Genomic DNA, 12,388 nt, shown 5'->3' with positions numbered 1-12,388 from the left:
GCTGTGGATGGGCTCACCCGTGCAGGGTCAGCCCATCCAAGGACACCGGCGGGTTGATGTGGGTTCGCGGAGTGAATGGGTTACTGAACGGAGTTCGCGAAGCCACCGTGCGTGATTTCAGCCCGGATGGTGTCTCCCACCTTCTTGTTGCCGCGAAGGTGTTTGGTTCCCTGCCCCACGTACATCTTCATTTCCTGCCCGTCATAGTCTTCGACGGTATAGACGTCGCCCTGGATGCCCTTCACCGTTCCGCCGACCGTTTTCCAGGCTGGACCGGGCCGCGAGTCATGTTGCCCTGGCTTCGGAGCAGGAATCGTTTCGGGGACCGATCCCATCTGTTGAGCTGCAGCGGCAGCGGATTTGGCCGACATCTGGGTCGACTTCTTGGATTTTTCCTTGGCGAAGGCCGGGGCTGCGATCATAGTCAGGGCCATTAGTGCCGCCGTGGCAGCCATCACCTGAGTCTTGGCAATCTGTCTCATGTACTCCTCCTTGAAGACGTGAGTGGAAGCGGTCTTAGGGAAATCTCAGCAAGGCATATGCCGGGGGGATCGTGCGGAAAAATGTGGGATCTCACAGCCTTTTGTCGATTGCTTCCAGTTGTTGGAGGGGGAGGGGAAGGTTGCCAGGAAAAAAACGGCAGGGACTGTTCAAATATGCCCAGTACAGATAGGCCCCATGATGAGTGGACTCACGTATCATCCGCGGCACTTCGGTGATAACGGAATCGGCGGAGGCGGTCAACCGACACATTTCGGATGAATGCAGGGTGTTGGGGCTTCTGTGGCTTCTTCCCTGAAGTCGAATCCGTAATTTCATTGTCAACCGCATCGGCCACTAGTACGTTGTAACGGGTGTCGGATCGGGGTACCCACTCTCAAAGGAGGAGCTATGAGACAGGTTATCTGTGTAATGGGGGTTGCGTCGGTCTTTGTGGGATCCATGGCGTTCGCTCAGGCCAACACACCGGGCATCGATCAGCGTCAAGCCAACCAGGAACGGCGAATCGATCAGGGTATTGCCAGCGGTGAACTGAACCAACGCGAGACCAATCGTCTGAACAAGCAGGAAGAACACATCAATAAGATGGAGGATAAGGCGAAATCCGACGGCGTGGTGACCAAGAAGGAACGTGCCCGCATCGGTGCGGCGCAGAATCGCACGTCGCGGCACATCGCCAAGCAAAAGCACGACCGCCAGTAGCTGTCAGGTATTCCTGCTTCGGCGGCTTGGTGCGCATCCGATAGTAGGCGGCGCCCGCAACAATCGTTGCGGGCGCTGTTGTTTTGGTCTCGGACTCGAGGCGGCTGTCTTTCGATTGTCCCGCTTATCAATCAGCGGATGGCGTACATCTTAGAACCGCGAGGGCAGCAGACTCGCCGCCCGTCCGCCATGCTGCTTTCCTGTGTGGCCCTTCGTCAATGTGCCACCTGAATTGCTCGGCCCCTCCTGCTACAATGGGCCCGTGGACCTCATTACGACCCACCTCAATGCCGACTTCGACGGGCTTGCCTCTATGGTTGCGGCGGCGAAATTGTATCCCGGGGCGCTGTTGGTATTTCCCGGCGGCGCCCAGGAGTCGGTGCGACGGTTCCTCTCCACCCACGACGTCGGAATACGCCGTCTGAAAGACGTGCCGCTCGATCAGATCCGTCGATTGGTCCTCGTGGATGTGCAGGAGCCGGAGCGCATCGGACCGTTTAAAGTGCTGTGGGACAATCCGGATGTGGCCGTGCAGATCTACGATCACCATCACGTCGACGGAGCCGGCATTGAAAAAGGCCGTGTCAGCCGCATAGGCGAACTCGACTGTGAAGTGCAAGAGGTCGGGGCGACGACTACTATCCTCGCGGGCTTGCTGCGGAGTCGAAACATAACCTTGACTCCGGACGAGGCGACGGTGCTTGCCTTGGGGCTTTATGAAGAAACCGGCTCCTTTGCGTTTGCCTCCACCACACCGCTTGACCTTGAGGCGGCGGCTTGGCTGGTCCGGACCGGGGCGGATCTGAACCTGGTCAGCGAGATCATCAAACATCCGTTGGATTCGGAACTAATCGCGCTGCTCGATGATCTGCTGGGAAGTGCCGAAACCTATTACCTCGAAGGGCGCAAGATCCTGCTGGCGAGCAGCACATACGACAAGTATCCGGGGGACTTGGCCGAGGCCGTGCAGCGGGTGGCTGAAATGCAGGGCCTGGACGCCGTCATCGTCGCCATGGCGTTAGACGACAAGGTGGAGATCATTGGTCGCAGCCGAAGACCGGACATCGATGTGGGCTGGATTGCGCGGGAATTTGGTGGGGGTGGGCATGCGGTCGCCGCCGCCGCGAGCGTCAAGGGCAAGACGCTTGTTGAAGTCCGCGAACGGCTGCGGTCGTTGTTGACGGAACGGTATCGGCCGACGTTGTTGGCGAAAGATGTCATGACGAAGCCGGTCAAGGTGATTGGGGCGCAGGCGACCGTGGCCGAGACAGAGCGGATGATGACCACGGCAAGCGTCAACGTGCTGCCGGTGCTCGACCCAAACGAACGATTCTTGGGCACCGTGTCTCGTGAGACGGTGCAAAAGGCGCTGTTTCACCAGCTCGGGCAGGCCGCAATCGCCGATTTTGTACAGAGTGACCAGTACAGCGCTTCGCCGGATACCGCATTTCATGAGGTCGAATCTCGAATGATCGAACGCAATCAACGCTTTGTACCGGTGTTGTCCGGCAACAAGGTCATCGGCGTGATCACCCGCACAGACCTCTTGCGCACGTTGCACGACGATGTGTTGTCCGCTGCGCGGGGGCAAGCCGGCCTTCCAGCCTCTGGTTCGCAGGGCGGGCCGATGCGAAAGCGTGACATCCGCGGCATCCTGGCCGAACGGCTTCCACAGCCCCTCATCCATTTGCTCCGGCGAGCCGGCGAATTGGCCGAACGCCGGGATTGTGCCGCCTACGTCGTGGGAGGAGTAGTTCGGGATCTTTTGCTTGGAATCGACAACCTGGATCTGGACTTGGTGGTTGAAGGGGATGGCATTGCGTTCGCGAGGGCGCTGGGCAAGGAAACGGGAGGTCGAGTGAAGGCTCACGAGCGGTTCGGCACCGCCGTGGTTGTGCTGCCTGACGGGTTCAAACTCGACGTCGCGACTGCGAGGACGGAGTTCTATGAATATCCGACCGCATTGCCTACCGTGGAACAGAGTTCGATCAAGAAGGATTTGTACCGCCGGGATTTCACCATCAATACGTTGGCGGTGCGAATCAATCCCGGGTCATTCGGGGAGTTGATCGACTTCTATGGCGGACAGCGGGACTTAAAAGAACGAACGATCCGCGTCCTGCACAGTCTGAGCTTCGTGGAAGATCCCACCCGGGTTTTTCGAGCCATCCGGTTCGAGTTGCGGTTCGGTTTCCACTTGAGCAAGGAAACGTTGGCGCTCATCCGTGGGGCGGTGAAGATGGAATTGTTTCATCGTCTCTCCGGCCATCGGTTGCTCGACGAGTTGCGGCTACTCTTCTCCGAGCGCGCGCCGGCAGGCGCGGTTCGGCGGATGGCGGAATTGGACCTTTTGCCGTTCATCCATCCCAGGTTGAATTGGTCAGCCCGCTTGGAACGGCTCCTCATGGCCGTTGAAGAAGCTTTGGACTGGTATCGGCTGTCTTACTTGGATCGCCCGATGGAAGCGTGGCTGGTATATGTAATGGCGCTGCTCCAGGTTCTGCCGGACCGAGCCCTACAGGAACTACTCAAGCGGTTCCCGTTCTCCGAGAAAGAACGCTCCATGCTGCGGGCCGCAAGGTGTCTTCCGGGCTCCATCGCCCGCCGTTTGCATGCCCGTGGAACCGTTCGTCCTTCGGAAGTGGTGCGGCTGCTGTCGGGGTTGCCGCATGAGACCCTGGTCTTCGTCCTCGCAAGCGCCAAGTCGGAGTCGGCCAAGCGCCGTGTGTCTGCCTACCTCACGACCTACCAGCACACCAAGCCCGCCTTGACTGGGAAGGCCCTGCAATTGATCGGCCTCAAGCCTGGTCCGCTGTTCCGGACGATTCTGGCCCGTCTCACTGAGGCAAGGCTCGATGGCGAGGTTCACACGGAAGCCGACGAGCGAGCCTTGGTCTCGCGCCTCACGCATGCCAAATCCGCGGAGTAGTCTATAGTTTCGTTCCGGCAAAGATGAGTGGGGTTGGGAGCGCAGCGACAGCGATGCTGCTTTCGGGGTAAGGATGTGGCCGAGCCTGTCCCGCTTGAGCAGGCCCCCGCAAAGCATGGCAAGCGGGTCAGACGTTCCGACCTCCGGGAGTCGCCTCCCGGCTGAAACGTGACGTCGACTGTTACGCCAACGGATTGGCCGGCTCGAGTTCTTCCAAAATCACGATGTCGCGAGCATCTTTGCCCATGGCAGTGAGGATGCCCTCGTAGACCGTGCGAGCCGCGTCGGACCATTTAGGATTGAACGGGCGACCGGTAAAAGCGGCTTCTGCCGCCTTTTTCTCGTCGTAGGTGAGTTCTCGAGGAGTCAGTGGTGTATCCATGGTTTAAGCATAGATCGCTTCCAGCGCTTGTCAAGGACTCACGCGATAACCCTGCCTCCCACTTAAGGGGCGTTCCCCTACTCCGGGCTTGCAGGTGGGAGCAGACGATCAAGTTCCGCCCGCGTCGTCCGAAGCAGTGAGGATGCCTCCTCCGCGGAAACCCATCGAAAGCCGACGGAGTCTCCCGGTAGTAACTGGCCTGCCTTGGGTAGATCGACGGAGATGACGACCGCGGGTTTCGCGTATCCCCCCGTCGTTTGACAGTCCGCCATCAGAAGAATGGGTTGCCCGTCCGGCGGGACCTGAATTGCGCCGCAGACCACGGCGTCAGAGACGATGTCCGCTTGTCCTTTGAATTGGAGTATTGGGCCGGCGAGCCGATACCCCATTCGATCCGATTCCGATGTGATGCGATAACCGCTTTCGACCAAGGTGGCCAGCGAATCCTTCGTGAAATAGTCGAGCTGTGGGCCGGACAAAACTCTGAGGGTGGGGGTGGAGGAATAGTCCGGTCTGTGCGAAAGCGAAAGTGCCCGTCCGGCGGGTGGAGGTATCCGGTTTGGCGGTGCGCCGATCGCCAGTTGATCCCATTTCTTCAGCGAGCGCCCCTGCATCCCTCCGAGGCGGCTTCGTGTATGGGTCGAGTGGCTTCCAAGAATCCGCGGACCTTCGATTCCTCCGGCCACGGTGAGATAGGCTCGGGCTCCCTTCCGCCGCGCCCCGAATTCCACACGAGCGCCGGCCGGCAACTCGACCACCGTCCACATCGGCAGTGCCTGTCCTCGGCAACTTGGGCTCAGGTCGCCGCCGGTAATCGCGATCCAGCTCCTCTTGTCGAACAGTAACTCTGGACCCTGAAGCGTTATTTCCAATCCGGCTGCGCCATCGTGATTGCCGAGCAAGCGATTGCCCACCGTCAGCGCCCATCGATCCATCGCCCCGCTTACAGAAACACCATAACGGCGGAACCCATGGCGCCCCAGATCCTGGACTGTCGTGGACAGTCCGGGGCGGAGTATATGGATCGTTGCGTATTCAGTTGCCACGATCGATCCGTCTCACGATGACGCCTGCGTTCTGGAGGGCGTCGTACACGGCTTTGGCTAGGCGTAGCGCTCCCGCTGTATCGCCATGCAAACAGAGTGTGTCCACATGAAGTCGCAGGCTCGTGCCGTCGCCGGCGATTACCGAATGTTCGAGGGCCAGCGTCAGGGCCCTCGCGACGACGAGGGCCTCGTCGGTTACAAGCGCATCGGGCTGGGAGCGAGGGATGAGATGCCCATTGGAGTAATAGGCGCGATCGGCGAAGCCTTCGGCCGCCACCCTGAGTAGGGCATTCTGCCCCGCGACCAGGAGCTCGGAACCGGCCAACCCGACGAGAATCAATGACCGATCGAACGCCTGGACGGTGGAAGCGATAGCGTCGGCCAGTCTGAGGTCCCGAGCCGCCATATTGTAGAGCGCTCCGTGCGGTTTAACATGAGTCAGCCTAGCGCCGAGTTCCCGTGCGATTGTCTGCAGTCTGTTGATCTGGCTCCCCAGTTCATTCTTGATCCACTCGGCAGTCCACGGCTGCTCCTGTCTTCCGCCTGTCGCTCGATCGGGGAACCCTGGATGGGCGCCGATGGCGAGGCCTCGCTCGATCGCTGCTGCAACGAGTCGCCGCATGCTCTCCGCGGTACCTGCATGTCCGCCGCAGGCGATATTGACTGAAGTGACGAAGGGTAGCAGTCGCAGGTCCTGGGAAATCCCGCTCGGTGTCTCCGCTTCACCGAGGTCGCAATTCACGTCGAGGCGAGGGGAGCTGCTCACTGAAGGTCCCTGGTAAGGTTGTCAAACTCAGCTACATCGATCGGGACGAATTTCACCCGGTCGCCCGGTTGCAACAGGAACGGTTTCTTCCTTGTGACGCTGAAGAGCTCGAGCGGCGTGCGTCCGATGATCCGCCATCCACCGGGGCTATCCTGGGGATAGATCCCGGTTTGCGCGCCGGCTAGACCGATCGATCCCGCCGGGACGTGCTTGCGCGGTGTCGAAAGCCGGGGCATGATCAACGGCTCGGCCACAGTCCCAAGATAGGGAAATCCTGGACTGAAGCCCAACATGTATACGCGGTATTGCACGGACGTGTGCAGATCCACCACTTGCTCGGGAGTCAGGTCGGCATGGGTGGCGACGTCTTGAAGGTCCGGTCCTGCAGCACCACCGTAGAGGACGGGAATCGTGTGGCTTGCGCCTTTGCGCTTCGCCCGCTGCGACGGCTGGGCAAATAGTTCAGCGAGGTGAGCTGTCAATTCATTCGAGCTGAGGGTCAATGGATCGAAATAGATCGTGATGGAACGGTAGGTGGGCACGATCTCCTCGATGCCCGATAGTCGCAAGCGTTCAAGTGCCGCCGCATACGCGAGCACCTGGTCATTCACCGCGAGGTCGATACGATCGCCGAACTCGACGGTCAGGGCCTGGTCCCCGAGGGACAGAATGCGAGGGGTAGGGTATGAACCGCGTGGTCCCAGCATTGTCGCAGGCCTCTCCTTACTCCGGTAGCGGCTTCCCCTTGGTTTCCTGAGCGAACGGCAATGCCACCAGACCGACGATATAGATCAGCGCGATCGTGCTTGCCGCCTTGTTGAAGGATCCGAGCGCGGTCACCAGCCAGCCGGTGATGAAGGGGGCGGCGGAGGCCAGGACACGGCCGGCGTTGAAGCAAAAGCCCGCACCGGTGGCTCGAAGACGTGTCGGATACAGTTCGGGCAGGTAAATGGGAAAGCCGCTGAAGATGCCGTTGTTGAAGAAGCCGAGCATCGGCAACAACCAAAGCACATCGCGATAATTGGACGAGAACAGGTAGACGACGGGGAGCATCACGAGACTTCCGAGACACATGATGCCGAACATGACTCGCCGCCCCACTCGATCCGCCAGCGGACCGAAGCTGAGATAGCCCAGCAGCGCCCCGACGTTCAGCATCATGATCGCATGGCTCACCGAGACGGTGGCGGAGGCCGGGTCCAGGCCTTTGATTTCCGGCATCGCCCGCACGAGGGTCGGTGTCCAATTCGTGGCGCCCCAGAGCCCGAACACCGCGACGAAGGCCAGGATCGAGCCAACCCAGGTGTTACGGCTCAATGTCGGTCCGAAAAGTTCCTGCAAATGTGTGAGGCTGCCGGCGGTCGAACCTGATTCACGGTCGTGCGCCTGAACCCACCGCTCCGGCTCCTTCACCCACCAACGGACCAGGAGGGCGACGAAGGCCGGCACGATGCCCACGAGAAACAGCGTGCGCCATCCGTAGTCTTTCAAGAGCAGATTGAACGACGCGGCAAGGAAAAAGCCGGCCGCCCAAGCCGACTGCAGTACCCCGGCCGCCTTGGCCCGACGATCCTCGGGCCAGGTTTCCGCGACGATTGCCGCGCCGGCCGCCCACTCACCACCGATCCCCAACGCGGTCAGGAATCGATAGATCGCCAGGTGCCACCAATCCTGGGACAGAGCGGCCATGCCGGTGAACAGCGCATAGATGAGGATGGTGGCAATCAGGGTCTTCGTTCGGCCGAAGCGATCTGCAATCAACCCGAAGCAGATCCCGCCGATGGCCCAACCGATGAGAAAGATCGAGAAGATAATGCCGCCATACCAGCCGATCTGCTCGGCCGACGCGGCGCCGTCTCCGGACCCGTTATGGAGGAGATCATGCAGAGCCGGATGCAGGACGATGGCGTAGATGGTGGCGTCCATCGCGTCGAAGACCCAGCCGAGCCAGGCCACGAACAAGACGAGCCATTGATACCGAGTAATTCCCTTCGTCCACGACACTGCAACCTCCTTTACGCTGGAATTCGGACCGCGCAAGGCTACGGGGGCGACGCGGCACTGTCAAGCCGATGGGATCAGATCGGAACAGGGTGAAGCGTATTTCACTAGAGGGGACACAGCATATAGCGAACGGCCAATGGCAAAGCCGAAAAAGACTCACTGCAAGCACTGCGAGCAATACGGTGCTGTGCCAACTGCCTCGGACCTTCGCGCCAGTCGTAAACGCGAGACAAATGACGCTTCACGAGATACGCCTTAGGGCTGATGAACGAGGCAGAGCCTGCATGCTATAGTCTGCCTCCATATGCCGCGTCTCGACTATTACCGTGTCCTGGGAGTCTCGCGCGAGGCCTCCGACGAGGACATCAAGAAGGCCTATCGCAAGCTCGTTTTCCAGCACCATCCGGACCGCAATCCTGGCAACACGCAGGCGGAAGAGAAGATCCGGGAGATCAACTCGGCCTATGAAGTCATCGGCGATCCCGATCGTCGGCGCACGTACGACCGTCTCCACTGGGGGGACGAGCCGCGCGGCGAGTCGGCTGATCCATCCTTCATCCTCCATGAAATGGAGAAGAAGTTGGCCGATGAAGGACGCAAGGAGATCTTCGCGATCCTCATGAAGGACCTATCTCGGGTCAAAGCGGAACTCAAGATCGTCCGGGAGCGGACCGTGGCGGAACAGGGCTACGATTCGTTCAAGGAATCCGTCATTGAAGAACGCGCGGCAGAGGTCATGGACGAGTTTCTGACGGCCGAGATGGATGCGCGCAAGCAACGGCTGGTGGAGGTGGCCCTGCAGATGATGATCTCACAGGGCGTGGCCAAACGGGGGGACGAGGGCGGTGTCCGGTCGCTTCGCGGACGACTGGAGGACGCGTTCCGGAAGGGGCGGATCACCGGTTTCCTGACCGCGCTGGAGCTGTTGTATGAAAGACGGTAGTCGGCAACCGTCACACGGAAGACGAAGACATTCCTTCTCTTGCCTTGCAGCTCACATCTTACATCTCACGTCTTAGACAGGGGACCAGCCACGAACCGTCCCCGCTGCATGACGCCGACCAGTTTGTCCTTCCGGCGGAGCAGTTCGATTTTCTTCAAAGGGTTTCCCTCGATAAACACCAAGTCCGCTTGTTTCCTCACGGCGATCGATCCGATTTCCTGGTCCAGCCGCAGTAAGCGGGCGGCAGCCGACGTGCCGGCGATGATCGCCTCCATCGGCGACATGCCGAAGGCCACCATCCGCTCAAACTCCTGAGCATTTTCTCCGTGATGATTGAACGGGGTTCCCGCATCCGTGCCGAATGCGATGGGCACGCCTCGGCGCCGTGCAGACCGGAAGCTTTTTTGATGCTGTTTCACCATGCTCCGAGCCTTGTCCCGCGCACTATCGGGAATGCCGCATCCGGCCGGACAGGCTGCGGTGGTCGCCAGGGCCGACAAGGTCGGTACCATGTACACGCCGCGTTCCGCCATCAAGCTCCCTGCTTCCTCATCCAGCAACGTACCGTGCTCGATGGAATGGACCCCGGCACGGACGGCATTTTTCATCCCGCTCGACCCGTGGGCATGGGCGGCAACATGTCGCCCGTGGGCGTCGGCTACTTGTACGGCGGCTGTGAGTTCCTCCACCGTCATTTGTGCTTGGTCGGGAGAGGTGCCGGGAGTCAGGACGCCGCCGGAAGCGATCAGCTTAATGACTTCGGCGCCGGCATCGAGTTGCGCTTGCACGGCGGCCCGGACCGCTTCCACTCCGTCCGCTTCGCGGCCGATGAATCGGGCATGGCCGCCCGGCATGCAGATCGCCAGCCCGGCTGCGACGATGCGGGGCCCTGCCGCCAGGCCCTGCTCAATGGCCCGTTTGAGCGTAAAAATTCCGTGATCTCGAAACCCCACGTCCCGCACGGTCGTGAAGCCGGCTTCCAGGGTGCGGCGCGCCAGTTCCGTCGCTTTCACCAGGCTTAGGGCGGATGATTCTTGCTCGCTCGCCGCCACGACGTCGGCCTCTGCGCCGAGGCAGAGGTGTACGTGGCAGTCAATGTAGCCGGGAAGGACGGTCAGACCGCGGCCATCGATCTTGGTGCTGCCACGGGGGATTCGAACCGTACGGTCAGATCCCATCCCGGTGATCCGTTCTCCGTCGACTAAGAGTGTTGCGCGTTCCACCGTGTTTCCGAGGCCGGTCAAAATTCTCAGGTGTTGAATCGCAATCGTCATGTGCCGGTCTCCGAAATGGGGATAGTGATGATGAGTCCGCCCATCACGTCGTTGAGTTTGTAATCCCGGCGTGGGCTGTTGGCATGGGAGTTGTGGCAAGAGACGCAAGTCTCCGCAACGGCTCGATCTGCATAGATTCCCTGGAAGTACCGGACCCCGCCTTGCTGGAAAAATCCCGTGAAAGGTTTCTCGGGGGCCTTGGAAACGGCTTCCAGCCCACGACGTTCGAACTCGCTGTTGGGGCCGTTCCACACATAGATCGGGGTAAGGCTGGCCAGGCGGAAGCTGAATTTGAGGTCCTTCTGCGCCACGAGGCGGCCGGATTCCAAGAGGAATTGAGCCGGCAACGGCAAGCCCTTTTCTTCCTTCCAATGCTCGACGGCTTCAACCACCCCCTGGTTGTGAAGCTTTTCAACCACGTTCTGCGTGTAGTTGGCTCGATTGGCGTCGATGAGCGCCTGGATGAACCCGGTCACGCGCTCAGGGGAAACCCGATCCTCCTTGCGGGATTCCGCTACCGCTAGGGCAATCACCCAGTAGGTAACTGTGGCGATAAATCCGGCGACCGCCGCGCTGATGATCCATAACCCGCTTCGATTCATCCGGACCTCCTTGTCGACAACTCGGCTGCCTCATAGGCCTCGACCGCAGCCTGAACGGCGCTTCCGGGGTTCGTCAGCCAGCTGTGTTGAGCGAAGATCTCTTCGAGCGCGTTCAACAACGTCAAGACGTGGGCTTGCTGGGAGGATTCCCCCATCAACCCAATGCGCCACACTTTGCCTTGAAGAGGCCCTAGTCCTCCTCCGATTTCAATGCCGTGATCGTGTAAGAGTTGTGCCCGAACCAGTTTGTCCTCGACCCCCGCCGGCAAGGTTACGCAATTGAGCATCGGTAAGCGGAGACCGGGCGGAGGCAACGGCATCAGACCCAAGGCTTCCAAACCGGCCAGCAGCGAGCGACTGTTCAGTTGGTGCCGAACATGGCGCGTTGCAAGGCCCTCTTCCTGCACTAGGCGGAGCGCCTCCCGCAAGCCATACAACATCGAGATGGGCGCCGTGTGGTGGTAGGCGCGCTTCCCTTCCGCCCAATAGTCGGCCACCAACGTCGCATCGAAGTACCAGCTGACGCAGGGGGTTCGTCGCCGAGCAATGGCCTCCATGCCTCGGGGGCTGATGGTCAGGGGGGCTAGTCCTGGCGGACAGCTCAAACATTTCTGCGTGCCACTGTAACAGGCGTCGATCCCCCATTGGTCGACTTCGACCGGTACGCCGCCGAGCGAGGTCACGGCATCGACGATCAGGAGTGCGTCGTATCGTCGGCAGAGGGAGCCTATCTCCTCCAGCGGCTGCCATGCGCCGGTGGAGGTTTCGGCATGGACCAAGGCAACAGCCTTTACAGGTGCCGATTGAGCCAAGGCGGATTCGATAGCCTCGATGGGGATGGGTTCGCCCCAGGAGGCTTCAACGCGTATGGCTTGACCGCCGCAGCGTTCGATCGTGGAGGCGAGCCTCATTCCGAATACGCCGTTCACCCCGACGACGGTTCGGTCTCCAGGCTCGATGAAATTGACGACCGCCGCTTCCATGCCTGCGGAACCGGTGCCCGACACTGCAATCGTGAAGGGGTTTTGCGTTCGAAAGACGAAGCGGAGCAAGCTCTGGATTTCGTTCATCAACTCGAGGAAGACCGGATCCAAATGTCCCAAGAGCGGCTGAGCCAATGCCCTCAGAACCCGATCATGCACCTGGCTAGGCCCTGGGCCCAGGAGCAGACGTTGAGGCGGAGCAAAATCGCTGAAGGTCTTTGTTGGAGCCATACGTCGTCGTGAATGTAAGCCGCAA

At 60.4% G+C, this 12,388-nt stretch carries 12 protein-coding genes; 3 read left to right on the top strand and 9 right to left on the bottom strand.

From position 1 onward, the window contains the following. Positions 1–80: 80 nt before the first annotated feature. On the bottom strand, positions 81–482 hold the full coding sequence (locus KF814_05570; protein ID MBX3235601.1) for a hypothetical protein: 402 nt from the start codon (positions 480–482) through the stop codon (positions 81–83). Positions 483–891: 409 nt separating this feature from the next. Here KF814_05570 and KF814_05565 point away from each other — a divergent pair, with 409 nt between their 5' ends. Further along, a complete protein-coding gene (locus tag KF814_05565; protein MBX3235600.1) occupies positions 892–1,203 on the top strand; it encodes a hypothetical protein in 312 nt (103 codons plus the stop codon). A gap of 262 nt (positions 1,204–1,465) precedes the next feature. Continuing rightward, positions 1,466–4,132, top strand: a complete 2,667-nt coding sequence (locus tag KF814_05560) for a CBS domain-containing protein (protein ID MBX3235599.1) — start codon at positions 1,466–1,468, stop codon at positions 4,130–4,132. A 181-nt stretch (positions 4,133–4,313) separates the two neighbouring features. On the opposite strand, the gene KF814_05555 is transcribed toward KF814_05560, so the two are convergent. From KF814_05555 to KF814_05535, 5 genes are all read right to left on the bottom strand, one after another. Beyond that, complete coding sequence (locus tag KF814_05555; protein MBX3235598.1) at positions 4,314–4,514, bottom strand: hypothetical protein; 201 nt, start codon at positions 4,512–4,514, stop codon at positions 4,314–4,316. A gap of 77 nt (positions 4,515–4,591) precedes the next feature. Then, the gene (locus KF814_05550) at positions 4,592–5,560 is read right to left on the bottom strand and encodes a biotin-dependent carboxyltransferase (GenBank protein ID MBX3235597.1); all 969 of its coding nucleotides are present in this window, start codon (positions 5,558–5,560) and stop codon (positions 4,592–4,594) included. Next, positions 5,550–6,326, bottom strand: coding sequence for a LamB/YcsF family protein (locus KF814_05545; GenBank protein MBX3235596.1), 777 nt, complete (start codon positions 6,324–6,326; stop codon positions 5,550–5,552). Before KF814_05545 ends, KF814_05550 begins: the two co-directional genes overlap by 11 nt. Then, on the bottom strand, positions 6,323–7,033 hold the full coding sequence (gene pxpB, locus KF814_05540; GenBank protein MBX3235595.1) for a 5-oxoprolinase subunit PxpB: 711 nt from the start codon (positions 7,031–7,033) through the stop codon (positions 6,323–6,325). The genes KF814_05545 and pxpB overlap by 4 nt, the downstream gene beginning before the upstream one ends. Before the next feature lie 16 nt (positions 7,034–7,049). Next, positions 7,050–8,330, bottom strand: coding sequence for an MFS transporter (locus tag KF814_05535; GenBank protein MBX3235594.1), 1,281 nt, complete (start codon positions 8,328–8,330; stop codon positions 7,050–7,052). Positions 8,331–8,634: 304 nt separating this feature from the next. On the opposite strand from KF814_05535, the gene KF814_05530 reads away from it, so the two are divergent. Beyond that, positions 8,635–9,273 carry a DnaJ domain-containing protein gene (locus KF814_05530; protein ID MBX3235593.1) on the top strand — a complete coding sequence of 213 codons (639 nt, stop codon included), beginning with the start codon at positions 8,635–8,637 and terminating at the stop codon, positions 9,271–9,273. Between the two features lie 65 nt (positions 9,274–9,338). Here the strand turns inward: KF814_05530 and KF814_05525 are convergent, their stop codons facing one another. The 3 genes from KF814_05525 to KF814_05515 are packed head-to-tail and all read right to left on the bottom strand — an operon-like array spanning position 9,339 to position 12,363. Beyond that, positions 9,339–10,547 carry an amidohydrolase family protein gene (locus tag KF814_05525; GenBank protein ID MBX3235592.1) on the bottom strand — a complete coding sequence of 403 codons (1,209 nt, stop codon included), beginning with the start codon at positions 10,545–10,547 and terminating at the stop codon, positions 9,339–9,341. Next, entirely contained in the window at positions 10,544–11,149 is a 606-nt protein-coding gene (locus KF814_05520) for a DUF3365 domain-containing protein (GenBank protein MBX3235591.1), read from the bottom strand. Before KF814_05520 ends, KF814_05525 begins: the two co-directional genes overlap by 4 nt. After that, positions 11,146–12,363 carry an alanine--glyoxylate aminotransferase family protein gene (locus tag KF814_05515; protein ID MBX3235590.1) on the bottom strand — a complete coding sequence of 406 codons (1,218 nt, stop codon included), beginning with the start codon at positions 12,361–12,363 and terminating at the stop codon, positions 11,146–11,148. The genes KF814_05520 and KF814_05515 overlap by 4 nt, the downstream gene beginning before the upstream one ends. Between the last annotated feature and the right edge of the window lie 25 nt (positions 12,364–12,388).

The sequence above is a fragment of the Nitrospiraceae bacterium genome (genome assembly GCA_019637075.1).
Lineage (GTDB): Bacteria > Nitrospirota > Nitrospiria > Nitrospirales > Nitrospiraceae > JAHBWI01.
This window is presented reverse-complemented; position numbering and strand designations above follow the sequence as displayed.

What these genes read in the sequence shown, in the direction of transcription:
- KF814_05570 (MBX3235601.1), bottom strand. Translation starts at nt 482, where the DNA reads ATGAGACAGATTGCCAAGACTCAGGTGATGGCTGCCACGGCGGCACTA.
- KF814_05565 (MBX3235600.1), top strand. Translation starts at nt 892, where the DNA reads ATGAGACAGGTTATCTGTGTAATGGGGGTTGCGTCGGTCTTTGTGGGA.
- KF814_05555 (MBX3235598.1), bottom strand. Translation starts at nt 4,514, where the DNA reads ATGGATACACCACTGACTCCTCGAGAACTCACCTACGACGAGAAAAAG.
- pxpB (MBX3235595.1), bottom strand. Translation starts at nt 7,033, where the DNA reads ATGCTGGGACCACGCGGTTCATACCCTACCCCTCGCATTCTGTCCCTC.
- KF814_05530 (MBX3235593.1), top strand. Translation starts at nt 8,635, where the DNA reads ATGCCGCGTCTCGACTATTACCGTGTCCTGGGAGTCTCGCGCGAGGCC.
- KF814_05525 (MBX3235592.1), bottom strand. Translation starts at nt 10,547, where the DNA reads ATGACGATTGCGATTCAACACCTGAGAATTTTGACCGGCCTCGGAAAC.
- KF814_05520 (MBX3235591.1), bottom strand. Translation starts at nt 11,149, where the DNA reads ATGAATCGAAGCGGGTTATGGATCATCAGCGCGGCGGTCGCCGGATTT.
- KF814_05515 (MBX3235590.1), bottom strand. Translation starts at nt 12,363, where the DNA reads ATGGCTCCAACAAAGACCTTCAGCGATTTTGCTCCGCCTCAACGTCTG.